Source organism: Reichenbachiella sp. (assembly GCF_033344935.1).
Taxonomy (GTDB): domain Bacteria; phylum Bacteroidota; class Bacteroidia; order Cytophagales; family Cyclobacteriaceae; genus Reichenbachiella.
Map to the genome: position 1 here is coordinate 1,691,779 of NZ_JAWPMM010000001.1, position 25,932 is coordinate 1,717,710.

At 41.7% G+C, this 25,932-nt stretch carries 22 protein-coding genes; 12 read left to right on the forward strand and 10 right to left on the reverse strand.

The window, feature by feature from the left end; all coding sequences use genetic code 11:
• Positions 1–4: 4 nt before the first annotated feature.
• Positions 5–2,290, reverse strand: a complete 2,286-nt coding sequence (locus R8N23_RS07320) for an isocitrate lyase family protein (protein ID WP_318170925.1) — start codon at positions 2,288–2,290, stop codon at positions 5–7.
• 4 nt (positions 2,291–2,294) lie between these two features.
• The gene (locus R8N23_RS07325; RefSeq protein ID WP_318170927.1) at positions 2,295–4,193 is read right to left on the reverse strand and encodes a malate synthase; all 1,899 of its coding nucleotides are present in this window, start codon (positions 4,191–4,193) and stop codon (positions 2,295–2,297) included.
• Positions 4,194–4,306: 113 nt separating this feature from the next.
• On the opposite strand from R8N23_RS07325, the gene R8N23_RS07330 reads away from it, so the two are divergent.
• The 4 genes from R8N23_RS07330 to R8N23_RS07345 all read left to right on the forward strand — a co-directional run bounded on the left by R8N23_RS07330 (position 4,307) and on the right by R8N23_RS07345 (position 9,348).
• Positions 4,307–5,773, forward strand: coding sequence for a helix-turn-helix domain-containing protein (locus tag R8N23_RS07330; protein ID WP_318170928.1), 1,467 nt, complete (start codon positions 4,307–4,309; stop codon positions 5,771–5,773).
• Positions 5,774–5,782: 9 nt separating this feature from the next.
• Positions 5,783–6,271, forward strand: a complete 489-nt coding sequence (locus R8N23_RS07335) for a hypothetical protein (RefSeq protein WP_318170929.1) — start codon at positions 5,783–5,785, stop codon at positions 6,269–6,271.
• Positions 6,272–6,427: 156 nt separating this feature from the next.
• Positions 6,428–6,763 carry a PadR family transcriptional regulator gene (locus R8N23_RS07340; RefSeq protein WP_318170930.1) on the forward strand — a complete coding sequence of 112 codons (336 nt, stop codon included), beginning with the start codon at positions 6,428–6,430 and terminating at the stop codon, positions 6,761–6,763.
• Positions 6,751–9,348, forward strand: a complete 2,598-nt coding sequence (locus tag R8N23_RS07345; RefSeq protein WP_318170931.1) for an FtsX-like permease family protein — start codon at positions 6,751–6,753, stop codon at positions 9,346–9,348. The genes R8N23_RS07340 and R8N23_RS07345 overlap by 13 nt, the downstream gene beginning before the upstream one ends.
• Before the next feature lie 107 nt (positions 9,349–9,455).
• On the opposite strand, the gene R8N23_RS20945 is transcribed toward R8N23_RS07345, so the two are convergent.
• The 6 genes from R8N23_RS20945 to R8N23_RS07375 form a co-directional block, all read right to left on the reverse strand.
• Complete coding sequence (locus R8N23_RS20945) at positions 9,456–9,953, reverse strand: CPBP family intramembrane glutamic endopeptidase (RefSeq protein ID WP_412071626.1); 498 nt, start codon at positions 9,951–9,953, stop codon at positions 9,456–9,458.
• Positions 9,937–10,275, reverse strand: a complete 339-nt coding sequence (locus R8N23_RS07355; RefSeq protein WP_318170933.1) for a hypothetical protein — start codon at positions 10,273–10,275, stop codon at positions 9,937–9,939. The genes R8N23_RS20945 and R8N23_RS07355 overlap by 17 nt, the downstream gene beginning before the upstream one ends.
• Before the next feature lie 37 nt (positions 10,276–10,312).
• A complete protein-coding gene (locus tag R8N23_RS07360) occupies positions 10,313–11,647 on the reverse strand; it encodes an MFS transporter (RefSeq protein WP_318170934.1) in 1,335 nt (444 codons plus the stop codon).
• 188 nt (positions 11,648–11,835) lie between these two features.
• Positions 11,836–13,230, reverse strand: a complete 1,395-nt coding sequence (gene lpdA, locus R8N23_RS07365; protein ID WP_318170935.1) for a dihydrolipoyl dehydrogenase — start codon at positions 13,228–13,230, stop codon at positions 11,836–11,838.
• A 181-nt stretch (positions 13,231–13,411) separates the two neighbouring features.
• Positions 13,412–15,337 (reverse strand): AAA domain-containing protein, encoded by a 1,926-nt coding sequence (locus tag R8N23_RS07370; RefSeq protein ID WP_318170936.1) that lies wholly within the window; start codon positions 15,335–15,337, stop codon positions 13,412–13,414.
• Between the two features lie 44 nt (positions 15,338–15,381).
• The gene (locus tag R8N23_RS07375) at positions 15,382–16,920 is read right to left on the reverse strand and encodes an Ig-like domain-containing protein (protein ID WP_318170937.1); all 1,539 of its coding nucleotides are present in this window, start codon (positions 16,918–16,920) and stop codon (positions 15,382–15,384) included.
• Positions 16,921–17,110: 190 nt separating this feature from the next.
• Between R8N23_RS07375 and R8N23_RS07380 the strand changes: the two genes are divergently transcribed.
• On the forward strand, positions 17,111–17,905 hold the full coding sequence (locus tag R8N23_RS07380) for a hypothetical protein (protein ID WP_318170938.1): 795 nt from the start codon (positions 17,111–17,113) through the stop codon (positions 17,903–17,905).
• On the opposite strand, the gene R8N23_RS07385 is transcribed toward R8N23_RS07380, so the two are convergent.
• Positions 17,906–18,592, reverse strand: a complete 687-nt coding sequence (locus R8N23_RS07385; protein WP_318170939.1) for an HAD family hydrolase — start codon at positions 18,590–18,592, stop codon at positions 17,906–17,908. It abuts the gene before it with no gap.
• An 81-nt stretch (positions 18,593–18,673) separates the two neighbouring features.
• Positions 18,674–20,221, reverse strand: coding sequence for an Ig-like domain-containing protein (locus R8N23_RS07390; protein ID WP_318170940.1), 1,548 nt, complete (start codon positions 20,219–20,221; stop codon positions 18,674–18,676).
• 251 nt (positions 20,222–20,472) lie between these two features.
• On the opposite strand from R8N23_RS07390, the gene R8N23_RS07395 reads away from it, so the two are divergent.
• From R8N23_RS07395 to R8N23_RS07425, 7 genes are all read left to right on the forward strand, one after another.
• Positions 20,473–20,781, forward strand: a complete 309-nt coding sequence (locus tag R8N23_RS07395) for a hypothetical protein (RefSeq protein WP_318170941.1) — start codon at positions 20,473–20,475, stop codon at positions 20,779–20,781.
• Complete coding sequence (locus R8N23_RS07400) at positions 20,781–21,380, forward strand: GyrI-like domain-containing protein (RefSeq protein ID WP_318170942.1); 600 nt, start codon at positions 20,781–20,783, stop codon at positions 21,378–21,380. Before R8N23_RS07395 ends, R8N23_RS07400 begins: the two co-directional genes overlap by 1 nt.
• A 129-nt stretch (positions 21,381–21,509) precedes the next feature.
• Entirely contained in the window at positions 21,510–22,592 is a 1,083-nt protein-coding gene (locus R8N23_RS07405) for a DNA alkylation repair protein (RefSeq protein ID WP_318170943.1), read from the forward strand.
• Between the two features lie 16 nt (positions 22,593–22,608).
• The gene (locus R8N23_RS07410) at positions 22,609–22,971 is read left to right on the forward strand and encodes a hypothetical protein (protein WP_318170944.1); all 363 of its coding nucleotides are present in this window, start codon (positions 22,609–22,611) and stop codon (positions 22,969–22,971) included.
• A 167-nt stretch (positions 22,972–23,138) separates the two neighbouring features.
• A complete protein-coding gene (locus R8N23_RS07415; RefSeq protein WP_318170945.1) occupies positions 23,139–23,369 on the forward strand; it encodes an acyl carrier protein in 231 nt (76 codons plus the stop codon).
• On the forward strand, positions 23,348–24,538 hold the full coding sequence (locus R8N23_RS07420) for a cytochrome P450 (protein WP_318170946.1): 1,191 nt from the start codon (positions 23,348–23,350) through the stop codon (positions 24,536–24,538). Before R8N23_RS07415 ends, R8N23_RS07420 begins: the two co-directional genes overlap by 22 nt.
• A 1-nt stretch (position 24,539) precedes the next feature.
• Positions 24,540–25,925: an MBOAT family O-acyltransferase gene (locus R8N23_RS07425; protein WP_318170947.1), complete on the forward strand. Its 1,386-nt coding sequence runs from the start codon at positions 24,540–24,542 to the stop codon at positions 25,923–25,925.
• The last annotated feature ends 7 nt before the right edge of the window (positions 25,926–25,932 follow it).

Below are 25,932 nucleotides of genomic sequence, written 5' to 3' on the forward strand. Positions count from 1 at the left end.
GACCTTAAGCATCTACCAGTTGAGTTTGTTGTTCTTTATGAATGAGTCTCGAGATTCGGCCTTCGATGTTTACATATGCTCGTACCTGATCTGTAGCTATATCCGCTACGATGATCTGCCCGATTTCGTCAGTAAACGCCGCATACAGCTCCATCTTCAACATCGCTTCACACTGTTTGGCGTTGTCGTCCGTCGGCGTGAGGTAATGCACCGTGTCGCACTGATACCGGTTGATGATGAACAAATGCATCAAGGTCATCAGGCGCTTTTGTCTCAGATTCTCTCTGAACATGTTCTGATCTCTAATCGACAATATCTGCCGCTTATTTCGGTCCGTCACTGAAGTGAATACCAAATTGGCCACTTTGTCTTCTCCTACTGCGAGAGACAATTCCATCACTGTTGATCCCGGTTTGTGAGGTCTCAGTTTTACTTGAATCTTATCCTTGATTTTGTAAAACTCGGACCACTCAGCAATCCACTGATCGAGTAGAGTAGTCGGTAGCTCTGTTTGCTTCAAGTGCTGAAACTGTGTCGAACCTTTGCCCATGGCTTTGGTAGTAGCCGTTCGGCCAGAGCTTGCCGCCAAGGCGCTGTCCAATCTCGGCCCACCTACATGTGACTGCGGCGTTTTGTATGGAGAGTCCAATAGTCTCAGTTTGCGCTGAACGCGTGCGAGCGCCAGCATACCTTCGGTCTGTAGTGAATTCGCAAATTCGTCAGAAGCTAGCCCATCGATCTGGTGACCACCATAGGTAATGAAATTAAACACAAAACCTAGTTTCCCTAATTCGGAGGGGAATTTGGACATTTCTTCCTCGGTCATGCCTGTGGTATCCCAGTTGAATGAAGGCGATAGATTGTAGGCGAGCATTTTGTCTGGATACACTTCGTGAATGGCCTCAGCAAATTTACGTGCGTCTTCCAAGTCTGCTGTCTTAGTTTCCATCCATAATAAATCAGCATACGGGGCAACCGCCAATGATTTGGCTATGGCGAACGGTATGCCGCCTTTAGCCTGATAGTAGCCTTCTGGTGTTCGTGCCAGATCGCAGTCCCACTTTACATGCGCACCAATTTCATCTGCTTTTTTGCGTGCCTGACTCAAAGAAGCCGTAGCGGCAAACTGTAGCCACTCTTGATGGCACATCCCGAATTCCTCCCCTTCTTTGCTGCATTCTTCGATGTGATTGGCCACTGCACAGCGGAAGGTGGTTACGCCGGCGTCGGCTTCCCAGAATTTTACAAATTCGGCAGAGATCTGATCATAAGCCGGCTCAAATCTACTGGCATCATCACTGATCAATTCGTCTTTTAATTGAGTCAGGAGTGAAGCGAAAGGAGCGTTCAGTATCCATTCTCGGGCGGCAGTTCTGTCTTCTTCGCCTACCTGATACAATTCGTGTCCTTTGATCTGGCTAGCACCCAATTCGCTGATGCATTGCTGCAAAGCCAAAAAGGCATTTTTGTAAGACGGCGCATTCAGATTAGTGGCGCCCAAAACGAACGGCTGGTCTCTTTCGTCAGAAATATTTTCGAGCAAGGAAGCGGCTTCGGCGTCGGTACGTGCTACGATAATGCCGGGTACACCCATCACGTCGAGTTGTAATCTGGCGGTGTTGATTCTTTTGATTTGCTCGTCGCTAGATACCAGTACTTTTCCGCCCTGATGGCCGCACTTTTTGGTGCCAGGCTTTTGGTCTTCGATGTGGTAGCCAGTCACGCCGGCTTCTACAAATCTTCGAATCAGATTTCTTACATGAGCATCTCCTCCGTGTCCGGTGTCAGCATCTGCAATGATGAATGGGCGAAAGTCAAACGTCTTAGTGCTTTTGCGCTGTTCTTCCGACATTTTCATCCGCTGAAAATGCTGATTGCGATCGGCAGCTATCAATGCTCGTACGATGCCCGCTGCTTCGTTGGGTACCTGACTGAGTGGGTAGCTGGCTAAATCTGCTCCCGGATCTTCATCAGCCGATCCTTTAGCGGATGTGGCCCAGCCACCCAGGTAGATCCCTTCGATACCGGCGCGTTTCATCATCACGGCCTGACCAGGCGTGTAGGGGCCAAACGTCGTAATTTGCTTTTTCTCTTGATGCAATTCGCGTAAGCGTTTGAAAAACGCAGCTGCAGATTGCTGAGCCACCGTGTAGCTGGTCGGGATCGTGCCTTGCTGCTCGACGACCTGTCTTGGAGAATACAATCTTTTGATACCATTGAACCTGGGCTCATTGAAGTAAGCCTCCATGGCGGCTGTTCTTTCTTTAATCTGTTGGGTCTCGTTTTTCATTTTGTTATGCGTTTATATGTGTATTGGGTTGTAAGTCAAGATTTTCAGTAATGCGATGACCGGTAGTGGTCAGCTCCTCATAGTACTTGGCGATTCGCTCTTTGGCAACTTCCAAGTCATTATTGTTGAGATTTAGATTGAGCAAGTCAATAAACCACGGGCCTTTGGCTTCCGAATTGACATAGGTTTTGACAATTTCTAGTGAGATAGGAAGGGTAGTGGTCTTCGAATCGTTGTGTACATCCTTGTCATTGGCTTCAAGTAGCTTTTGATATTCTTCTGTCAGCATTTGATCGAATATTTCTTGAGTGAACAATGCACCATTATTGAGTAACAGTTCTTCATCTCCTTCGGTCAGTCTCGCGCCTTTGTGTAGCCATTCCCACAATACGCTGAGGCGAATTTCTCCTGTAGCCATGTCTTCCATCAGATAGAGGATGTCGTCATTGCCAAAGAAATCAGCCGGTTTTAAAGCCGCAGCCTGAAACCCTTGTAAGAAGGCATTTCCATATTGAAGCGCTACGCTTAATAGGTTTCTTCCGCCTCGGATAGTTAGTGGCGCATCTTCTAGTTTGATCAGTGCTTGCTGATCCGCTTGGGTGTAAGTCAAGGGTCCAAAATCACGTCCGAGTTGATTGGTCTCACCAACTTCTTCCCATACAGGGCGAATGATATGCACCATTTTCCAGTGGGCGACCCACTTGCCGGAGGCACCGGCCGCTTGTTCTCTTTTGGCTCCAGCCAATGCTTTCTCCATACTGGCTTTCACGCCCGCTTCAGAGCCGACGGGTATGTTGGGTTCCATGCCCCCTTGCCATAGACTGTAATTGCCATTTTGGTCCGGTGTGTTTACGGCCTTGCGCACTCGATCTTCATAAGCCGCCATGTAGGCGTAAGTCATGGTGATGGATTCAATATTGGGATTGATAAAATCATCAATACCACACATGGCATCCGCCACAGCGTTGATGTAGTCCCAGCGACCAGTATTAAAACCTACAAAGTGGAGGCCGAGCGCTGCGCGAATTTCAAGCAGTTGATAAGTGGCTTCGAGCTGCTCTACCAATACATAGCATTTGATAGTTCCTTTTGCTAAACCTAAATGATGCTCTAGGGTGGAAAGTATAGTATTCCAAAAGGCGGCCTCTTGCGCGGTTTGAATTTTGGGTAAATAGAGTACCAGAGACGCGCCTTTGGCTTGCAGTGCTTGGTAGTTGTTTACGATAAAAAGAGTCACGTCCGTGATAGAAGCAGAGAATGATTCTCCATTTTCCATGGTAATGTGTCTGTCGTCCAGATGCAGGCCACGCGCTCTAAAGATGAGTGTGGTGAAATCTAGCTGGGCTTTCCAATCCGCTATGATCGGTCTGCCTAGAAAATCATTGGCCCAATGATTCATTTCTCCCGCTACCTGCTCAGCAGCTTGCATAAAAGTGTCGTCTTTATGAATGGCCAGTTTCAAGTTGCGTTGATTGTCCAATGACATAGCATTGATCTGACCGAGTGCATCTTCGCCGTCGAACATCCAGCCATCTGCACCAGAGAGCAGGGCATAGGCTACATTTCTTATGCTGGATTCAAGTGTGGTATTAGGCTTGGCGGCAGGGCCTGTGCCTTGGATCCATTGCCGTTGCAAATCCTCAGGAATGGTACTGCATTCAAAATCTCCTAGTCTGATGTCTGCGACTCTCAGATGGTCTGGGCCGATGCAGGTTTCTTCGGGTAAAAAATCTAATAGTTGCTTGTTGGCAATTCGATTTACTCTTCTTTGATTTCTTTCTTCCATCAAAGCCTTTTGTTTGGCGTTGAGGGGAGCAAGTGCTTCGAGTGCTTGCAGAACCTCGTCAGTGTATATGTCCTGGTAGGCTAGCAGTCGTTCTGGTGTAATGTGTAGTTGTGACATAGTTGCGAATATTTCTTCAAATATATAAAAATATTCTAAAAGCGGAAATTCCGCCAATTAATTTATTTCCTTTTTTTAATCTATTTTAGCTTCATCAAAGAATTGAAAGGCGAATGATCAGCGACAACGACATTGTAAAACTTATCCTGGGCTTCAAAATCAAGCATTTGCGCTTGCAGCACAAGGTTTCTTATCAGGAGCTTTCTAAGCAGACGGGATTGTCTGTTTCTTATTTGAATGACATCGAAAAAGGAAAAAAATACCCCAAGCCGGATAAAATCAGTGCCTTGGCACAGGCTTTTCAGTTGGATTACGACGAACTAGTGAGCACCCGAGCCGACAAAAAACTGCGTCCGGTGATTGAGTTGCTTAACTCAGGGTTCTTTAAATTTTTCCCATTGGATGAGTTTGGTATCAGCCCGGACAAGTTGATCGATGTATTTAGCAATTCGCCTGACAGGATCAGTGCGTTCATTACCACCATCCTTAAAATGGTACGCAGTTATCAAATCGAGAAGGAGCATTTCTATCGGATTGCCCTGCGGTCGTATCAGGATATGCACGACAACTACTTTCCGGAATTGGAAGAAGCGGTTCAGCAATTCAAAAAGGAAATGAAGCTGAAGAACAAATTGCCTTATGGCTATGATTTGCTGGCTGACTTGTTGAGGCAACAATATGACATTACAATCGACCGGGTGAGCTTAAGTAAGAATAAGAAGCTTCGAAAATTCCGATCTTATTATCAAGCGGAAAAGAAGGTCTTATATATCAATGAAGGATTGTCTGAAGGACAGGAGTCCTTTATCCTTTCCAAGGAAATTGGATTCCAATATCTGAAACTGACCGAGCGATCTTATGAAACGCAGTTGAATAAAGAGGCTTCCTTTGATAAGCTCTTGAGCAATTTTAAGGCTTCGTACTTCGCAGCTGCTTTGTTGATGGATGCTGATGAGTTGGTGAAAGACATAGAACTCATCGCTAGGTCGACCACTTGGAAGCCGAGCCTAATTGGCAAACTTCTGCAGAAATATCAGGTGACTCCTGAGACGCTTTTGCAGCGATTTACGAACTTATTGCCTCACCATTTCAATATCCGGGATTTGTTTTTCATTCGACTTCAGAGTACTAATGATCTGATCAAATATGATATTACCAAAGAGCTTCATTTGTCTCAGTTACATAATCCGTATCACACGGAGTTAGATGAGCATTTGTGTCATCGCTGGGTGTCTATCAGTTCGATTAAAAATATTAGGAGCAAAAAGGAGGAGTTTCTGATCGATGCGCAGGTGTCAGAATATTGGCAAACCGATAGTTCGTACTTCTGTATTTCGGTGGCAGAGCCGGACAATTACAAAGGGGATGGTGCCGGCAGTATCACGTTGGGGCTCTTGATGACAGACGCTTTGAAAGGGACGTTTAATTTCATCAAAGATCCTGAGCTTAGAAAAAAGACGGTCCACACGACCTGCGAAAGGTGCTCTATTCCTGATTGTGATAACCGGGTAGCACCACCCACTTACACTCATCAAAAGGAAATGGAGGAGGAGTTGGAAAAAGAATTGAAAACTTTATAATATGCGCCTATGAAACTTGATAAAATCAAACAAGAGGTGATAGAAGTGGGTTTGATTACTCTGTATTTCTTCGTCTGTTTCGCCGTTTTTATGATCATCAAAAAACTGTTGTTGATCCAGTATCAGATTTCTTTTTATGGGTGGGCAACTACGATCGTTGGTGCGCTGGCTATGGGTAAGGTAGTGTTTCTCATTGACAAGTTACCCATGCATCGCTGGCTTCAAAAACTCAGGCCGATTCGGGAAATTACATTGAAAGCTTTGATCTATACAGGAATCACCATTGGTGTTTCAATTTTAGAAAAAACTGTTCATTTCTACCTGGATGAAGAGCCGATGGGGTGGAGTCAGCAATTATTTGGCGAAAGAAAAGTGGCGCTTTTTCTGGCTCATGGTATTTACCTCTACTTGTGCTTCGTGATCTTTTACTTTTTCCAATACCTCGATCGCCACATTGGCCGAGAGGTTTGGTTTGATAAACTGATGAAGAAAGGATAAGAAGGAGTTGTTTATCATTTCTTACTTGTCATAACCATTTCATATATCTATATCAGACCCCATTTCACTCTATTTTACTATAATACTTACAAAAGTGAAAAATAAAATTTGATTTTGTGATTATAATACTTACAATTGTGAATAAAATAATTTGCAATGGGTAATTATAAGTTAGGAAGTCTGGAAGAATTGGTCATATTGATTGTGGCGATGCGGTATGATTCGGCCTATTCTGTAGGGATAGTAGAAGAATATGAAAAGCAAACGGGCAAAAGCATCAACATCAGTGCAATCCACACTGTGCTATACCGGCTCGAAGAAAAGGGCTTTTTAAAGTCTAGGCTTGGAGAGGCATCTGGTCAAAGAGGGGGCAAGCGCAAGCGTTTATTTTATATCACCCCAATTGGCAAGAAAGCTATCGATGAGCAAGAGAGTATCCGCGAACAACTGAGAAGACAAATCCCTGAAATCGCATTCCAATGGAACAACTAGATCAAGATTTTCAGCCACCTAAATGGGCCTACCGCTTATTGAAATGGTATTGTCGCGAAGACAGATTCGAAGAGCTATCTGGTGATTTGGAGGAATTGTATCAAATCCGATGTGAGCGGGGAAATCGGTGGAAGGCCAACATGCACTACTGCTGGAATGTACTTCGCTGCTGCAAAGCATATGCAAGAAAAACAGATTATAAAATGAATACATCAGGCGCACTCATCAAATCCTTTTTCAAATTGACACTCCGGCATATGGCCAAAAACAAAGGCTATATTGCGCTCAATGTTTTTGGTCTCGGCTTTGCCCTGGCCTTCTGCATTGTTACCTATATGATCTATGGGTATAATCGGGAATTTGATGATGTGTATTCTGGAGAGAACATCTATCGAATCCATGCCATGCGACCAGGGGTGGAAGGTTTGGACCGATGGGAAATGTCTCCGTTGGCATTGGAGAAAGAGTTGCTCAGTGATCATTCAGGAGTAAAACACGCCGTCAGCTACTTGGCAGCGAACATTAGCATTGGAAAAGGTCGGCACTTCATTCCTTCTGCTTTGTCGTTTGCGTCACCGGATTTTTTGAAAGTATTTGATTTGCCGCTGAAATATGGCTCAAAAGAAAGTTTTGGTCAGCATGGAATTTTTCTGACAGAGGCTTACGCCTATAAACTTTTTGGAGACGAAATCCCCATAGGCAAAAACCTATCAGTGTACTACTATGGGCGAAAATTTCCTGACGTCGAAGTCTTAGGTGTTTTCGAAAGGATTCCCAACAACTCTAGTTTTGCTTTCGAAGGATTACTCAATATCGTAAGCTTGCTGACCTATTTTGAACTGGACCGTTCTGATTGGAAAGTTGATCATTTTCAGTTCGGTCAATATGTGCAACTCAACCGCATAGACCAAAAAGAAGATGTAGAAGCATTTATGCAGCAATACCTCGAACCATACAATGCTGCAAATCCGCACAAAGAAATTGAGCAATTTGAGTTGACACCTCTACACGATCCACGCGCTGAAACCACCATCGCCTACACCAACATGCCTATTGAAGATGATGCCTTTTTGATCTTTTTAGTGATGTCGATATTGATTCTGGCTGTGGCCTGCTTCAACCTGGCCAATACCAACGTGGCTTTGATATCCAGTCGGATAAAGGAAATCGGTGTTCGCAAAACTATTGGCTCCTCCAGTAGGATGATTTTTGTGCAATTCATCTTCGAAACTTTGATGGTTATGATATTGGCCTTTGTGTTTTCTCTGACGCTCACGAATATCATAAGCGAAGAAATTTTAAGCATGCGGAATCAAAAGTTTCTTTTGACTGATTTGGATATCACAGGTGTGTTGTTTTTTGTGATCATTTTTATGTTGCTAGTTACAATGATCACAGGGTTGGTTCCGGCCTTGTATGCGCATAGATTCAAACCAGTCACAATCCTCAATCATCGAATGACAGCAAAGGGATTTGGCATTACGCATTATATGCTGGCCATTTTTCAATACAGTTTGTCAATTGCGATATTGTTATCCGGCCTTACTTTTATGCAAAATGGCGACTTTCTGAAAGCACAGGATTTTGGTTATGATACAGAGAATTTGCTTGTCATCCGTGTGAAGGATGGCAGCGAATATGTTCAACTTAAAACGGTGCTCGATGAAAAATTGTACACTAAAGAAACCTTCGGGTCCTATCATTACCTAGTGGGTTATAGCCACGATGCACAGATAAAAGTGGATGACTTAGACACTGAGGTAAGCAACTACAAAGTAGCCGGAACATTTTTACAAAAAATGGGAGTCACTTTCGCTGAGGGCAGGGATTTTATGGATGGTAGTGAAAAGGATGTCACCGATCACCTCATCGTCAATCAATATTTCGCGGATCAATATTTTCAGGGAGATGCGTTGCATAAGCAGATAATAGTAGACGGAGAAGAAAAAACCATCATAGGGGTGATCAACAACTTTAGAGATGATGTGTTGTACAGCGACTATGTACCTACTTTGCTAATTTTTACAGCGGTAGGGGAAATGGATAAGGATCATTTATTTCTGCGTACTAATGGAGAGCCACTTCAAGACGTACAGATGGCCGTAGAAGAAATTTGGATTGATTTATTTGATCGACCGATGGTGTCTCATTGGCAGCATGAATATGCCTATTCAGAAATGATCGAAACATCCGATCAGATGGGTAAAATTTTTATGTGGCTGTCTATTATTGCTTTTGTCTTGAGCATTGTCAGTATCATGGCGATGGCTGCTTTGCATGTCAACAGAAAAACCAAAGAAATCTGCATTAGAAAAGTTCTTGGGGCCAATGCCAGACAAATCCTTTCCTTTGTGAATCGTCCATTTGTGAAGATTCTAGCTGCGTCTTTTGTGCTGGGTATTTCGATGGGTTATTTCCTGCCGGATGCGATCTTGTCAACCATCTATTATCAATACATCGAAGTCTCATGGCTGCAAAGCGCCTGGATTGGATTGGGCATTGTGTCCCTCGCACTTTTCATTGTTTATATTACGGTGCTACGACCCGTACGGGCAAATCCAGCGGATGGGTTGAGGACGGAGTAGGGGAATTGCAGAAGGCTCGAAAGTTACTTCCGAACTAGGAGATTTGTAGGTGACAACACCTACAAAGGCGATTGCCATTACTAAAGAGATTGTTAGGTTTGATTATTTTAAGCGTATGGTGTTCCTAGTACGTGAAATACTAAATCAAACGCAATATGTGATAATATGGCAACCAATAGTCCTCGTTTCCAAAATATCCATCCAAATGTAGTACCCGTAATTAAATTTCCAATCATGGATACGCCGATCGTGAACGGTGTTAGCTCTACAAAGTTCTTGGATAATGGCAAATGCATGAGTCCAAAAAATAATGCAGAAATTATTATACCCGTCCATACCATTTTTTTCGATGGAAAGTCTGACGCATTAAAAAATTGGATTCCTGTTATGATCAAGGACATTAATCCAAGCCTAAAAATTATCTCTTCGGTTATTCCAGCTGAGAAAGAGACCAGTGCGTAAAAAGATTTAGATGGTCGCGAAAGCTTATGTGGAACGGGATAAAATTCTTTCTGGATTTCAAATAACCCTAGTAGGGCAACTGCAATTATAACAGCCAAACAAACACTTGACCAAATGGCCTCTTTTCTAATTATTTGATACATCGACTTTTTCGAAAAAAAACCTGACAATTAATGGTGCTCCCAAATTCGATCTTGATGAAATCCATAAGCCAATAAAAACTATAAAGACCCCAGTAATTAGACTGCTTATTCCAATAGTTGTAAAGTCAGAGAAAATCGATTCATTCAATTTTATTCCCGTCTCGCCAGCCTCAATGTTTAATCTTTTTACCTCCCTGCTGAATGGAATATTAAGAATTGCCCCCAAGATAAATAGGAGTAGGACAGTTAATGAAACTTGCCATCTATATTTTTTTGCTTCGTCCTTGTCTCGAATTACCGATGATTTTAATAGGTTTTTCAATTAACTATAAATGTTAAAAGTGAAATGAGTGTATAAGCTATTTGTCTAATGTTCTAAACCTCTCCTGCGGATTATCCGCCCAAAAACCAGCAATGGTGAGTAGTAGGAAAATACCAAAACACAACCATCCTGCCGCACTGTAAGAGTTCGTACGCGCTAGTGATTCACTAAATACAATTGGCCCAATAGAACTTCCTAATACTACAAAGGTCATCGCCCTACCTGAAATGGCGCCAAGATATCTTGTTCCATAAAATCGTGGCCAAACCACAGAAAGGAATACCCCATAGAGTCCAAGCAAAATACCATTACCAGTAATCATCACGTGCATCATCCATGGCCATTGATCGAGGTAGATTAGTCCTATGGTAGCGATGAGCGATCCAATACCAGATACATAAAGCAAATACTTCAATTTGATGTAGTCACTCAGACTACTTACGGATAGGGTTACAATAACGGCGATGACCGACGAAGGAACAAATATTGATACGGCTGTGGCTCTGGAGTAATTGGCTGTTTCAAATAAGGATACGACGTTGAAAGTAAAACCTGTCCAATAGAAAGCTTGGGTAGCCAGCATCATGGCAAATACCCAGAAAGGAAAACTCCTCATGGTTTCCTTTAGGTTGAATTGTTTGACTACTGGAAAACGATTGGCTCTAGACTTCTTTTCTTTGTAATCTCCATCAGGCTTCAATCCACTCTTTTCTGGGTCATCTCTAAACAGAAATAAAACAATCAAAGGAAAACCTAGTCCGGCGATAATGGCTATAATCAACCAAGCATCCTTCCATCCATAGTCTAAAATGAGCATTTCGAAAAAGACCGGAGCAGCTGAAAAAGTCAATGAAGTCACCACATTGGAAAACCCCATGGCAAAGCCTCTTCGCTTTTCAAACCACTTCATCATCATGTTTCTGGAGACAAGCGTCAAAGCCCCCTGACCGGTAAATCGCAGAGATGCAAAACCAATATACATAATCAGGAAGTTGCCCACCTGGCCTTCAAGAAAACTAGGCAAGTAGTCTTGTATCACATCCGATTTACTCATGAAAACCAAAGTGACTGCCATACCCAATGCCGCCAAAATGGCAATGGGGCGTACGCCATGTCGATCATACTTCATACCCACCCAGGTAAGCATAGAAGCGCTGGTGACCGTGCCACACATATAAGCAAATCCCAATTCACTTCTACTCATACCTAGCGCTTCAATGAGGCTATCCGTAAAAGTGGATACACCCATGGTCTGACCGGGAATACTCATGCATATACCCAAAGTCCCTAAGACAATGATGGCCCACCCGTAATAAAAAGGTGTTTTTGCAGGATGAAAGGGCCAGTTGGCGAAGGGTGTGTTTTTAAACATAAGGGTGTATATACGGAAGGGTATAAAAAAAGACTCCTTCAAAAATCTTTAATACGTCATCACGAGTGAAACGAAGTGATCTTAATCTTAGGTACGGTACTAAAAATAAGATTGCTTCAGACTTCGCGTCCCGCACCGTTCGCAATGACGGACAATTTTTGAAGGAGTCTAAGTTTTAATTCTGTTTTTTACAAGTGCACCGCTTCACCGTAAGCATCTTCCACTGCATCTTTAATGGCTTCAGACATAGTAGGGTGAGGGTGAACTGCTTTCATGATTTCATGTCCAGTAGTTTCTAGTTTTCTGGCTACTACGGCTTCGGCAATCATCTCAGTTACGTTTGCACCGATCAGGTGACAACCCAACCATTCGCCGTACTTGGCATCGAAGATCACTTTCACGAATCCTTCGGCATTACCACCAGCTTGCGCTTTACCTGAAGCCGAGAATGGGAATTTACCCACTTTGATTTCATAACCTGCTTCTTTAGCGGCTTTCTCAGTCATGCCTACAGAAGCAATTTCTGGCGAACAGTAAGTACAGCCTGGGATGTTACCATAGTCTAGTGGCTCTGGAGATTCTCCACATATTTTCTCTGCACAAATAATAGCCTCAGCAGATGCTACGTGAGCCAAAGCTGGGCCGTGTACGATATCACCGATGGCGTAGATGCCTGGGATGTTGGTCTTGTAGTAATCATCTACCAAGATTTTGCCTTTGTCGGTCATCACACCTACATCTTCAAGGCCAATGCCTTCGATGTTGGAAGAAACACCAACTGCTGAAAGCACGATATCTGCATCGATCACTTCTTCGCCTTTTTTGGTTTTTACAGTCACCTTGCAAGTTTTGCCTTTGGTGTCTACAGAAGTTACCTCAGACCCAGTCATGATTTTCAGGCCTGATTTTTTGAATGATCTGGCCAACTGCTTAGAAATATCTTCGTCTTCTACTGGCACTACATTTGGCAAGTACTCTACGATGGTCACTTCGGTACCAATCGAGTGGTAGAAGTAAGCAAACTCAACGCCGATAGCACCAGAACCTACAATGACCATTTTCTTTGGTTGCTTGGGCAAGTTCATGGCTTCTCTGTATCCAATGATCTTTTTGCCATCGATGGGCAAGTTTGGCAATTCTCTTGAACGTCCACCAGTCGCCACGATGATGTTGTCGGCTGTATAGTTTTCTGACTTACCTTTGTCGTCAGTCACGACTACGGTTTTGTTGGCAGCCAACTTACCGAAACCTAACAGTTGATCGATCTTATTTTTCTTGAAAAGGAATCGGATGCCCTTGCTCATGCCATCGGCTACGCCTCGGCTTCTTTTTACCATGCCAGAGAAATCCGCTTTGGCATCTTTCACGCTGATTCCATAGTCCTCTGCATGAGATAGGTATTCAAATACCTGTGCACTTTTAAGTAGGGCTTTGGTAGGAATGCATCCCCAGTTGAGACAGATGCCACCGATTTCAGCCTTTTCTACTACTGCTACTTTTTTTCCTAATTGAGATGCTCTGATCGCTGCAACGTAACCACCTGGTCCGCTACCGATCACTATAAGATCATATTTGTTTGCCATAATTTTTTCTTTGTGGATAATAAGTTGGCTTGCCCGTCAGCCTCAAAAAACTAGCGCAAATTTAATCTTTTGGTTTAGAGAAAAAAACTTATTTGCAAAGTCGGAAGCTAGGAGTCGGAAGTCAGAAGTAGCAACGTAGTTTTTGTAAAGGAATTCTGACTTCGGACTTCCAGCTTCTAGCTCACTCCATCCATTCAAAAGCACTTCTGTACGCATCGATCTCATTGATGTAGTCGAGAAATTTTTCATAAAACGGATGTTGTCCGATGGTGGCGCTATCGCCGATGACTACCAGTTTTTTTCTGGCTCGTGTTAAAGCCACATTCATCCTTCGGGTATCTGATAGAAATCCAATCTCACCATTTTCATTGGAGCGAACCAAGCTAATGTATATCACATCTCTTTCCTGACCCTGAAAGGAATCAATGGTATTTACGGCAAGTTTGTTGGCCATTGATTCTTCTAATTCCATCGCTGCCAGTTGCTCCTGCATATTCACTACCTGTGCCTTGTAGGGAGAGATGATGCCTACACTGGTCAGTTCGTCGGCCTTTTCCATGGCATCGAGTGACATGAGGTAGTTGGTCAGATGCTTGAATAATAAATCAGCTTCCTCTTTGTTGAATGAGCTTCTGGTTTCAGGGTCGACCTCTTCAAAGTATCCGCATCCTGCGGTATCGATAAATTCAACGGTTTGATCTTCCGAGAATACCTTCCAGTTTTTCACCATTTCATTGGCCATGAGCTGATCTTTATAGAATAACCGGCTGCTAAAATTCATGATGTCTTCATGCATACGGTATTGCTCTTGTAGCATGGTGTCTGCCTGATTCCGTTGGATGGCCTTTTCAAAGAGTGTCACTTCCAGTCCTGCCTTGGCAGCTTCAAAAGACTTGATGGTAGGAGGGAGTTGGCAATGATCTCCGGCAAAAATCACTCGGTTAGATTTTAGAATGGGAATCCATGAGGCCGGCTCTAAAGCTTGCGCGGCTTCATCGATAAATACCGTTTCGAAGGTCATGCCTTTCAGCATCTGATTATTGGCTCCGACAAGGGTACAGGCTATGACTTGAGATTGGCTGATGATATCATTGACAATGTAATAGTTGAGATGCTCGGCTTGGGCTTTGAGCGCTCTGGCTTCATCGCGAAGTGCTTTGCGTTGCTTTTTCTCCGCATGTCCAAAATTGCGTTTAAACTTACCGGCCATGGCAAAGTATTCATCTGACTGTTTGCGCAGTGCTTTCAGGTCTTTGAAATCTTTGTGGTTCGCGATTTTAGCATCAAGTGTCTTACTTAAGATTTCTTCTGTAACTCTGGCTGGATGACCAATACGGAGCACTTCCACTTTTTGCTCACCTAATTTTTCTGCTAACAAATCAACGGCTGCATTGCTTGGTGCACAGACGAGCACTTGATCTTCGGATTTGAGCCTTTCCAAAATAGCTTGAACTACTGTGGTCGTTTTGCCAGTACCGGGAGGGCCATGAATAATGGCGATGTCTTGTGCATTGTGAATTTGGTGCAAAGCCGCATTTTGGCTGTCGTTTAATCCCAGGTCGCGAATGGTCTCGTGGTTGGTGAATTGGGCAGCTTGATCACCCAAAAGTATTTTCTTGAATGCAATGATTCGATCTTCTTTGGTATTGAGCAGCGCAGTCAATGTGCGCTCCATTTCGCGATAAGCATTCTCATCAAAGAGCAATTGTACACCTAGTTGTCCATGGTGCAACCAGGCAGGAAGCTCATCCACATTCATGGTAATGTGCATGTGGGATTTTGTCACATTATTGACTACGCCATTGACGGCATCTTCATAGTCGCCATTTCCTCCGGCAGCGGAGAAAAGACTAATGAGTTTGCCGGACTGAAAGAGATGAGCATCGGTATGCTCTGGTGGCCGCGAAATTTTGACAATCAGCCTTTCGCCAGCGTCATACTTGGTTTTTTCCAGATTAATGGGATACCAGCAAACGCCTTGTTTTCTGCGCTCCTTCAGGGACGTGCCAGCCATTTTTTGGCGGTATTGCTGCAAGTCAGCCTCTTTCTCTTTTTTGATAAGGATGTGGAGGTTCTTAATTTCTTCTTGAATGTCTTTCTTCGGCATCTGAAATGAGTTGATGGCGAAGATAGGTTAATCTCAAGTCCAGATTATAAACATCCTGTAAATGTTACATCTAGATAATCACTCATTTCAGTCCCGTCATTGGTGGTTGCCGTTACACGTACCGTTCCGGTACTGTTAAAGTCAAGCATTCCTTCAGAAGAAATAGTGGCAGTTTCTTCATCATCAATGCTCCAGGTTACGGATTCGTCAGATACATTTTCAGGGGCAATTGAGGTTTTGAGTTGCATAGAAAGCGTACAATCATTTGGCCCTGAAACAAATTTCTTCTCAGGGAACGGGATGTCGTCAGAATCAACTATTTCTATATTGGTTGCAAGAATTGGATTTACTGTAATACTGGCTGTACCAGATATGTCTGTTTCGATAGCTGCTGTTGCCTTCACTACAATATCAAAAGTCTCTGGAGCTATTCCTGTCACTAATCCAGTCTCTGAAACAGAGGCGTAATCATTCGGGTTTGCATCTGGAAAACCCGAAGCAAAGTCTATAGACCAAGTCACATTTTTATTGCTAGCATTTTCGGGAAGTATGGTTGCTGTCATTTGTTCTGTGCCTTCCACATCAATCGTAATTGACGAAGGATCTAGTGTGATACTCGTAACGTCTACATAAGTAATTTCAACAGGTAGTTCGTCAGAGAATTCTCCTTCAAACGTAGTGGCAACGGCAATTAGCCCACATCCATCACAAGGGTTTTTGCTTGTAATGACGCCAGTTCCGGAGTCAATCTCGGCATAATAATCCACGTCTACGGGTACACGAATAGGAACAGGGATTTCCTCATTGCGAATGCGGCCTGATTGGTCAAGATACAACGACCAAATGACGGTTTGATTGGTAGCGTTGGACGGCTCTACTGTGGCTGCCAGCTGGTAGGTTGTACTGCCGGCAATGGAGATGGGGTCATTGTCTATTTTGACACCTGTTACCGCAATGTTTGTTATGGAAACATCGACACTAGCTGTAAATTCACCATCTTTTGTTTTGGCCGTTACCACTACGTCGCCAGCCGCTATTGCAGTCACTAGACCGGTTTCACTCACTGTGGCAATGTCGGTAGGTTCATCTTCACTTGACTTCGACCCGGACGGAAAGGCTACTGACCAGGTGATGTCTTTTTCAGTTGCATCTTCTGGTGAAATCGTGGCGACAAGTTGTAAGGTTTCCCCAACTTTTAGATTGGCCTCTGATTCGTCAAGGACTACACCCGTTACTGCAATTATATTGGCTATCACCTCTACTTCAATTGAAGCAGTGAGCCCTGAATTGGCTTCGGTGGCCGTAACAGTTGTAGTGCCTACTTTTTCTGCGGTAAGTATATGGCCTGATACGCTCACTACAGAGGCATCTGAGGAGGAAAAGGATATTTCTGCCTGATCGGCATCGCTTCCGGTCACTTCAATGGCAGTAGTCAGGTCATAAGTGAATCCTTCGGTGACAGTTACCTTGTCGCCATCAAATTGGATATCCGTAATGTCTATTTCAGGATCATCTTCTGTACATCTGAAGAGAAGAGTGCACAAGAAAATAGCACTCAAAAGGAGAGAATTTGGCTTCATCATGGGAGTGGGTGGTTTGCTTCATTGTATAATTTAATGATTTTCTATCAATTATTTGAGAATATCAGGTTTGAATTATACGGATGTCGCCAAAAGTGAATCAATCTATTGGTTTGGAGAATTCAGCAAAACATCAAAATTATGTACTAAAATGACTTTGGCATTTGATGATTTAGATTAGATTTAGTTTGATATGCAAAAATATTTTAGCGCGATTGCCTTAGTTGTATTGTTATTTGCCTCTTCTATTTTATGCGCTCAAGTTCAGGACTCCTCGAGTTATAAAAAATATGATAATTGGAGTATTCGAGTGAGTCCTTTTTTTTGGTATATAGGAATAGAAGGTCAAATCAGTGTGCCTCCAGAACCGTCAAATTTCCCTGAAATTGACCCAACTATAGACATTGATCTGAGTTTTAATGAGCTTTCTCATTCCATCAAATTTGCCATGATGATTTCTGGAGATTACCGAGGAAAGTGGCTGGTAAGTAAGTTTAATTTTATGTCATTAATACTTGACACAGATGCTGTTACTCCGTATGATATTTTACTCAGAGATGTCAATTTAAAACTTCACTATTTCAGTGGCGATGCTGCGGTAGGTTATTTATTTATGGATAGAAAGAATCTGGATATGGAAGGATTTGTGGGTGTGAAAATCGCGAGTGTTAAGGCAAATGTGAAAGGGACTGTATTAGTTTTTCCTATGAAAGGCGAAAGGCATACTTTGTGGATTGATCCTATGATCGCCTATCGAGTACGGTATTTTCCACTCAAGAGATTAGAACTTATGGGATACGCAGACTATGGCTTGCGCTTCTGGCAGTATCAATCTTACCAGCTCAATTCAGAAACAATTTTTCATTTTTCAAAATTGTTTTATTTGTCTTTGGGGTATAGAGTCTGGGGAATGAAAACTGATATCGAGGATGCTTCTTATTCAGGAAGGTTAAAAGGATGGATTTCTAGAATTGGCTTTCAATTCTAGTTAGATAAAGAATTTAAGCAAGTCGGTGATTTTATCCAGTGAATGAAAATTTTCGTGATCGATCTCTCGGTCTACATGCTCATGCGCCCAGGTGACATGATAGGGGATATGAAAAGCCGTGCCACCTAACTCCAATACGGGGAGGACATCAGATTTAAGGGAGTTGCCAATCATAACGAATTGGTCAGGTTCAATTTCTAATCTTCGTAATAGTTTTTCATAGTCCAATTCCTTTTTCTCAGACATAATTTCGATATGATGGAAGTATTTGCCTAAGCCAGATTTGGTCAGTTTTCGATGTTGATCAAGTAGATCGCCCTTTGTTGCCAAAACCAATTTGTATCGGCCATGTAAAGCTTGAAGTACACTTTCCACTTCATTGATCAGTTCTACTGGCATCTGAAGTAACTCTTTGCCATAGGTGATGATTTTTTCGATGTCTTGAACTTTGATCGTACCGTCGGAGATTTGCATAGCGCTCTCGATCATAGATAGGGTGAAGGCCTTGATGCCGTATCCATATAAATCGAGATTCTGCATTTCTACCCGAAAGAGTTCTTTGGCCAAACTATGCTCGGGCATATACCCTTCGAGTAAAGCGTAAAACTTCTTTTCGGTTTCTCTAAAGTAGGACTCATTGTGCCAAAGGGTATCATCGGCATCGAAGGCTATGATTTTGGTGTTCATAGGTGAAAGATAATAACTGAATAGGCATAAAAAAAGACCAGCCGGAGACTGGTCTTTTTTTAAATTTTATTCATTTATGCTTTAACAGCCATTGTAGTTTATTACAATGTCAATAGAATCGCTTGCTCCGGCTCCGTCATTAGCTTCTACCGTTACTTTAATTGTCGTATTTAAAGGGAAAGGAGCATTTGGCCCTAACTCGATTACACCATTTTTATCTATAGGTAATATATCAGGACTTTCTGAACTCCAGGTCACTGAGGAATTGTAGGGGAATGTAGCACTTATGCTTACTCCTAAATCATATGATCCGCAACCATTAAAGTTGATTGAACTTACTGGTTCACCAGTATTATCTAAAATATCTAAAGATTCTACTGGGTTGATTACATCGAATTCAACTGTGGCCGGATCTACCAAATCGGGATGATGAGCTCTTACAATTAGATTGTTATTGCAGTCGTCAAAGAAGGAATTCAGCCCAGTGAGTGAGCCATTTTCATCAACCGTGGCATAGGTGTCGAAATCAATTGAACTCAACCCACAAAGATCAGGAACACCGGTGTGAGATATATCCCATGAACTAACCGTTTTGTCAGTCGCGTTTTCTGGAAGTATCGTGAAATTTATTTGGCGAGTATTTCCTTTGATAATCTCAAATAGTTCATTGGGATCAAGTGTGATACTGGTCACAGGAATATATTTAATCGTGACGCTGATATAGCTGGATACCTCACCATCTTTTGATGTTACTCGTGCGATAAATGCGCATTCATCACATCTTTCTTTCGCTTTTAGCAATCCATCTTGAGAAATTTCTAAATAGTAATCTACAGTAGGAGATGCAATTTGTGTTCTGCCGGCTTCGGCATCGAAATCCACCGACCAGGTTACGTCTTTTATGGTTGCATTATCAGGAATTATGGTCGCTGTGAGTTGAACTGTTTCATTTACATTGACCGTTGCACTTTCTGGTGAAATGGTAATTTGTGTCACCGCGATATTGGTGACTGAGATTGATACACTGGCGGTAAACTCGCCATCTTTGGTTTTGGCTGTAACTACTACATCACCTGCAGAGAGTGCTTTCACCAATCCTTGATCGGATACGGTAGCAATAGCTGATGGGCTGTCCTCTGTATTTTTAGAGCCAGAAGGAAAGGTCACGCTCCAAATGATTCCTTTTTCAGTGGCGTCCTCAGGGGCAATGGTAGCTGTCAGCTGTAGCTCGTCGCCCACTTTTAAATCGGCTTCAGTTTGGTTTAGGGATACGCCTGTTACATCTACTTCTTTGGCCACGACCTCCACATTCACAGTGGCGGTCAATTCGGAATTGGCTTCAGTTGCCGTCAAGGTGGTATTGCCTGCTTTTACTGCAGTCAGTGTAAATCCATCTACAGAGACAATAGTGGCATCTCCGGATGTGAAAGATATTTGTGCCTGATCGGCATCCGCTCCAGATACAGTGAGGACTGTATCTAAATCAACGGTGAAACCTTCTGTAACAGTTACTTTTTCTCCATCAAATTTGATGTCTGTAATGTCAACCTCAGGTTCGTCTTCCGTACAGCCAAAAACGATGACTGTAGCTAATAAAATGCTGGTTAATAATGTTTTTAATTGCTTCATGAGTAATAAGGTGAATTTGATTTATTGCACAATTTAAAGTTACGTTTGATATATAAGAAGATTAATCGACGATATTAGGCTAAAAGTCGATGATGACGACATTACCATCGACCATTGCTTATTGGGGTTTATCCGTTTTTTTAAAAAAAAATCAACAAAATCCAATTTTCTAAAAATGCACTGACATAGGGCTGTCAGTGAGGGGTGTTTCATTTGTATCAAATCAAATTCAAAATTTAAACTTTATACAAATGACCGATCAAGTGACAGAGTTGGTGATTTACAAAATCAAACCTCACCAGGTGGAGAATTACCAAACTAAAATCATTCATCATTTCAGGGAACTGGTAAAAAGTTTTGATGGAATGCTAAACTATCAGACCTATCATGCAGTAAAGGAGGAGGGTCTGTTTGTAGACCAAGTGGAATGGAAGAATCTGGAATGCGCAGAATTCGCCGCTGAAAAAGTAAAAGAAATGCAGCAAGAAGAGCTATATGCGCCATACCTCTCTGCTTTCGAAGAAGTCAAATTTTTCCTACACGTAAAACAAGTAGCCTAATGGAAAAGATCAATTTAATCAAAGAATATCCTACCTATTATAAAGCAAATAGTCAGCCGGTAGAATTGGATATCGAGCCTATCAACTGCCTAACAATTAGTGGCATCGGAGCGCCGGATGGAGAAGCATTTCAAAGTAGTATTGGGGCTTTGTATGCGGTGGCATATACGGTGAAGAAGTATTGTAAATCTGATCAAAATGATTTCGTAGTCCCTAAGTTGGAGGCTTTTTGGTGGGTCGAGGAGGAATTGATTTTTGAGGAAACCCCGCAGTCCGATTGGCATTGGCAGCTGATGATTCGTATGCCTGAGTTTGTGTCTAATGATCATGTAGACCAAGCCGTAGAGGAGGTGATCAAAATGAAGAAGTTAATTCTAGCTAACGAAGTACAATTAAAGCCGATTCATGAAGGAAAAAGTGTGCAGGTATTGCATAGAGGCTCATATTATGAGGAAGCTCCGAGTATCAACAAGATCATGGAGTATATCAAAATGAATGGATTAGAGATGAATGGACATCATCATGAGATTTATATTTCTGATCCTACCAGAACTGCTGAAGAAAAATTGAAAACAATTATTCGCTACGCCGTTAAATAGAGCTGACCAGTTCTGCCGTCATCACGAGGGAATCGAAGCGATCTCATACTCTACAAGGAAGGTCGAGATTGCTTCGCCTGTTAGGCTCGCGATGATGGTAGTATTTCAACTTTAAACTTACAATTCCAAATGCCTGAACCGCTTAAAAACGAATACAACGAAACTTTCGTCAATAAACTGGGTGATTTGCTTGCGGAAAGAGACGAATCATTTAACCTCGATGGTTTTGTCTGCTCCATAATCAATGACAACTGGGAAGATCGAGAACTCAAAGCCCGTATGCGCCATATCACGAACATGGTGCATGCGCATTCTTCGCTTGATTATCCTGATCAGCTAAAAATCATGACTGATATATCATCTCACTTTGGTGGCCTGGCTGGTATGACCTTTCCCGATTACGTAGAAGTTTATGGGTTGGACCACCTGAAGGAGTCGATGGATGCCCTGAAGGAAATGACCAAATACTCGTCATCAGAATTTGCCATTCGCCCTTTTATTGTAAAATATGAAAAGGAGGTAATGCGATCCATGCTTGATTGGAGCCAGGATGAAAATGAGCATGTGAGGCGGTTGGCCTCAGAAGGATGTCGCTCCAGACTGCCTTGGGCCATGGCCTTGCCGGCTTTCAAGAAAGATCCAGGACTGATACTACCCATTTTGAAAAATCTCAAAGCCGATGATTCTTTGTACGTACGTAAGAGTGTGGCCAACAATATCAATGACATCACTAAGGATAATCCTGAGGTGGCATTGGCGCTTTGTGAAAAATGGTATGGAAAGAATCCGAATACCAACTGGATCGTTAAACATGGCTTGAGAACGCTATTGAAGAATGGTAATGAAAGGGCTTTGCAAATTATTGGTTTTGATGACAAGGCCAGGTTTGAAGTGGAAGCGCTTCAATTGTCCGAACAAAAAGTAAAAATTGGCGATAGCTTTAGTTTTGAATTTCAAATTTCCAATAAGGAGCCGAAACAAGCTTTTGCGAAAGTGGGTTTCGTAGTATCCTACCAAAAAGCCAATGGCTCTTTGTCTGATAAGATATTTCACGTCACCGAAAAGGAATTTGCTTCGGTGGATTCGACCACTTTTAATAAGAAACTATCCTTTAAAGACCTAACCACACGAAAACATCATCCAGGTTTGCATAAGATTGGGGTTCTGGTGAACGGGAAGAAGCTCGCTGAGGAGGAATTTGAATTGTACTAATAACTAACTTTTGATGATGACTAAACTTAGACTTTACCTCACGATCAACTATGCCTTCTCAGCATTCAGCGGCACAACTATGCTATTGTTTTCGGAGCAACTCAACCAAATTTTTCACTTTTCTGATCCTTTACTGTTTCCGATTATCGGGGCGAATCTTCTGGTATTTGCGGTGTTTGTTTTTTATGTCACAGGTTGGCAAATAGAAAAATCTGGGCTCGTAAAATTGATCAGTTTGATGGATGCTGGTTGGGTAGTGGGCAGTGTATTTTTACTTCTTTTCGGTCCTTTTGGGATTAGTCCAATCGGCCTTTGGATCATTGGAATTGTAGCCGTTTGGATTGGCTTTTTGGGATACAAACAGTATTCAAATTTGTGAGACTCATGAGGGTAGTTTGTATGTCATAAAGCTTAGAGTTATTATCTGTAGATCTATTGAAGAATAATGATTTCTTGATGCATTGATAGGGATTTTAATGTTTAGCTTTTTCTGTTCCAATATTTCACATTTTATTACATTAGTCAATTACAAACTATAATTGATTAATGGAAAATATTCGAGAATGGTTAATAGCTAAGATTGCTGAAGAAGCTGAAGTTGATAAGGGTACCGTAGATTGCCATATGGATTTTGAAGACTTTGACCTTGATTCTTTGGCCTTAGTTTCTTTGTCCTACGATCTAGAGAGCTTTTTGAATAAAGAAATAAGTCCTACCGTATTTTCGGAGTATAACACGATTGACAAGTTAACTACATGGTTGGAAAGTCAAAAATAGTTTGGAACCCACATACTTCTGGGTACTTTGATAATCCATATGATCATCTCAAGGCTTGTAGAGAGGAAAACCCAATCCATAGAATTTTAAATGACGCGTGGATATTTTTGAGATATTCTGATGTTAGTCAAACGCTGTCATCACAAGATTTTATGGTTTCGGAGTTCAGTCAATTTCTTAAAGAGAAGGAACCTTACATATTTAAACACTCCGACACTTGCCCTTACCTTTCGAAAGGCACAAAAATGTGGACGATGTATTTGAACGATGAGGTTCATAAAAATGCACGTATTGGAATGACTAAATCACTAAACTTAAATCAGCTCGATGAAGTGATGGCCAATGCAGTGGACGAGATAAATGAAAAGCACCAGCTTAAATCGAGTTTTGATCTGGTTTCCTATTGTGGTGAATTTATCTATTTAATCCTAAAGTGGATTTTGGGAATTAGAGATTTAGGAAGCTTTGAGACAATCAAAACATACTCGAATATGCTGGCTCGAGTTCAGGATATTTATGTCCCAAAGCAACTGTATCAAAAGATAAATGAATGGTTCCTCTCTGGTAAAAACATTTTTACAGAATCTGAGTTTAGACAAAACTTAGTCAATTATTCTACGAAGTCGGGTATAAATTATACTGAGGACGAAATTTATTCCATTACCAGCTTGGTTTTAATGGCGGCCTTCGAAACTTCGAAAGACAATCTATCTGTAGCGTTGTGGGAAATAATGAAAAGTGAAGAAATACAGAATCATGTCGAGACTTGCTCTAAAAAAGAATTAAACCTCTTAATTGAAGAGCTATTTCGCTTTTCATCCCCTTTGCAATATACCATTCGAGTGAATAAGAATTCTTTGGAGACGGAATCAGGAATAATATCAGCCAACTCGAAAATTTATCTCTCATTAGCTAGTGCAAATCATGATGATACAGTATTTGCAAATCCAGACAAAATTGTTGCGGGCAGAACACCAAATGATCACCTGGCTTTTGGAAAAGGTTTGCACTTCTGTCTAGGTGCAACAATAGCTCGATTGGAGCTCAGGTATTGTCTTAAACCTATGGTGCATTTATTAAAGCAATATAAAGTAGAAGGTTCACCAGATTGGTCCAAACAGATTTTTATGAGGACTATGAATTCCGCGAAGATCTCAAAGAACAAGTAATATGGTTGGAGCCAATTTTCTATTTGTAGCAGTTTTCGTAATTGTAACAGCCTCTTTAATAAGGCTTGTGAAACAACCTCATAGATGGAAAGTGCTTTTAGCAACTAGTTCAATTTCATATTACTTGCTAATTGGAAATTCAGTTCTGGTTGTACTGTCTCTCGCTGTTATTAGTTATTGGGCAAGTTTCACAATTTCAAAAAAGACTAGAATTAGTTTTTCGCAAGTGATTGTCATTCTTTTAGCACCTTTAATCATTTATAAATGTGTAACTCCAACTAATCATTTTGTCGAATATGGCATAGATACTTTAGGAGGGGGGGATTCCACCGAATGGGTTTCCTTTTTTGAAATACTAGGGCTGTCTTACATTACATTTAATGCTATTAGTTATTTAGTTGATATTAAAAGAGGCTATGTCGAAGTGCAAAAAAATTTCTGTCTCTTATTGCTCTATTTAATTTATTTGCCAGCTGTCTTTTCGGGACCACTTCACAGAGCTAAGTACTTATTTTCAGAATTTCAAAAAATTGAGGTTAATGATAAAAATGTTTCTTGTGGGCTGCGTCTAATACTTTGGGGAATATTTAAGAATGTAGTATTAGCTCAGACTATATATGATTTATTGATACAATTAAATAAAACTGAAATCGCAGGGGCTTATTATTTGATTGTTGGGTTTATGTTCTTCCTCTATCTCTATTGCAACTTCAGCTCGTTTATTGATTTTTTTCAAGGAGTCTCTCAAATTTGGGGAATTACACTGAAAAGCAATTTTTTAAATCGAGTTTACCTTTCAACTTCCAGACAACAGTTTTGGAAGGGCTGGCACATTACGCTCAATGAATGGTTTCGGGATTATTTCTTTTTTGTTGCATCAAAATATGACCGAGAGAGAAGGTATGCGAATGTATTGCTTCTTATAACGTTTATTCTGATTGCACTATGGCACGAACTATCCTTAGTTCTTTTGATCTGGGGAATGGGGAACGGACTATGGATTGTAATTGAAAAAATGGTACCATTCAAGAATTGGCAGTTTGTAAAGTATAGGAAGGTTTTAGGCGTAGGTTATCATTTGTGTCTATCTAGTTTGTTGGCATTGGTATTTATTACTCCATCAATTTCAGGTTTTGCTTCCAGACTTTGGGATCTTAGTTATTTCCCGATTTCATTTATTCATGATTACCTAACTAGAATACTAATTGTAATTTTCGGTTTTCTTATCATGGATTTTCATTACGCAAGAGCAGGGAAATTAAGATTCGATAACTACCTGGAAGGTCAGAGTGGAATAACCCGATGGGCAATATATTATAAATTAGCTGCCTTGATTCTAATATTTGGAATTAGTGGCGGGGTAGAAAACTATTATATTCAGTTTTAAAGAGATT

What these genes read in the sequence shown, in the direction of transcription:
- R8N23_RS07320 (WP_318170925.1), bottom strand. Translation starts at nt 2,290, where the DNA reads ATGAAAAACGAGACCCAACAGATTAAAGAAAGAACAGCCGCCATGGAG.
- R8N23_RS07375 (WP_318170937.1), bottom strand. Translation starts at nt 16,920, where the DNA reads ATGATGAAGCCAAATTCTCTCCTTTTGAGTGCTATTTTCTTGTGCACT.
- R8N23_RS07425 (WP_318170947.1), top strand. Translation starts at nt 24,540, where the DNA reads ATGGTTGGAGCCAATTTTCTATTTGTAGCAGTTTTCGTAATTGTAACA.
- R8N23_RS07405 (WP_318170943.1), top strand. Translation starts at nt 21,510, where the DNA reads ATGCCTGAACCGCTTAAAAACGAATACAACGAAACTTTCGTCAATAAA.
- R8N23_RS07330 (WP_318170928.1), top strand. Translation starts at nt 4,307, where the DNA reads ATGATCAGCGACAACGACATTGTAAAACTTATCCTGGGCTTCAAAATC.
- R8N23_RS07385 (WP_318170939.1), bottom strand. Translation starts at nt 18,592, where the DNA reads ATGAACACCAAAATCATAGCCTTCGATGCCGATGATACCCTTTGGCAC.
- lpdA (WP_318170935.1), bottom strand. Translation starts at nt 13,230, where the DNA reads ATGGCAAACAAATATGATCTTATAGTGATCGGTAGCGGACCAGGTGGT.
- R8N23_RS07325 (WP_318170927.1), bottom strand. Translation starts at nt 4,193, where the DNA reads ATGTCACAACTACACATTACACCAGAACGACTGCTAGCCTACCAGGAC.
- R8N23_RS07395 (WP_318170941.1), top strand. Translation starts at nt 20,473, where the DNA reads ATGACCGATCAAGTGACAGAGTTGGTGATTTACAAAATCAAACCTCAC.
- R8N23_RS07390 (WP_318170940.1), bottom strand. Translation starts at nt 20,221, where the DNA reads ATGAAGCAATTAAAAACATTATTAACCAGCATTTTATTAGCTACAGTC.
- R8N23_RS07380 (WP_318170938.1), top strand. Translation starts at nt 17,111, where the DNA reads ATGCAAAAATATTTTAGCGCGATTGCCTTAGTTGTATTGTTATTTGCC.
- R8N23_RS07345 (WP_318170931.1), top strand. Translation starts at nt 6,751, where the DNA reads ATGGAACAACTAGATCAAGATTTTCAGCCACCTAAATGGGCCTACCGC.
- R8N23_RS07410 (WP_318170944.1), top strand. Translation starts at nt 22,609, where the DNA reads ATGACTAAACTTAGACTTTACCTCACGATCAACTATGCCTTCTCAGCA.
- R8N23_RS07370 (WP_318170936.1), bottom strand. Translation starts at nt 15,337, where the DNA reads ATGCCGAAGAAAGACATTCAAGAAGAAATTAAGAACCTCCACATCCTT.
- R8N23_RS07415 (WP_318170945.1), top strand. Translation starts at nt 23,139, where the DNA reads ATGGAAAATATTCGAGAATGGTTAATAGCTAAGATTGCTGAAGAAGCT.
- R8N23_RS07420 (WP_318170946.1), top strand. Translation starts at nt 23,348, where the DNA reads ATGGTTGGAAAGTCAAAAATAGTTTGGAACCCACATACTTCTGGGTAC.
- R8N23_RS07335 (WP_318170929.1), top strand. Translation starts at nt 5,783, where the DNA reads ATGAAACTTGATAAAATCAAACAAGAGGTGATAGAAGTGGGTTTGATT.
- R8N23_RS07340 (WP_318170930.1), top strand. Translation starts at nt 6,428, where the DNA reads ATGGGTAATTATAAGTTAGGAAGTCTGGAAGAATTGGTCATATTGATT.
- R8N23_RS07400 (WP_318170942.1), top strand. Translation starts at nt 20,781, where the DNA reads ATGGAAAAGATCAATTTAATCAAAGAATATCCTACCTATTATAAAGCA.
- R8N23_RS07360 (WP_318170934.1), bottom strand. Translation starts at nt 11,647, where the DNA reads ATGTTTAAAAACACACCCTTCGCCAACTGGCCCTTTCATCCTGCAAAA.
- R8N23_RS20945 (WP_412071626.1), bottom strand. Translation starts at nt 9,953, where the DNA reads ATGTATCAAATAATTAGAAAAGAGGCCATTTGGTCAAGTGTTTGTTTG.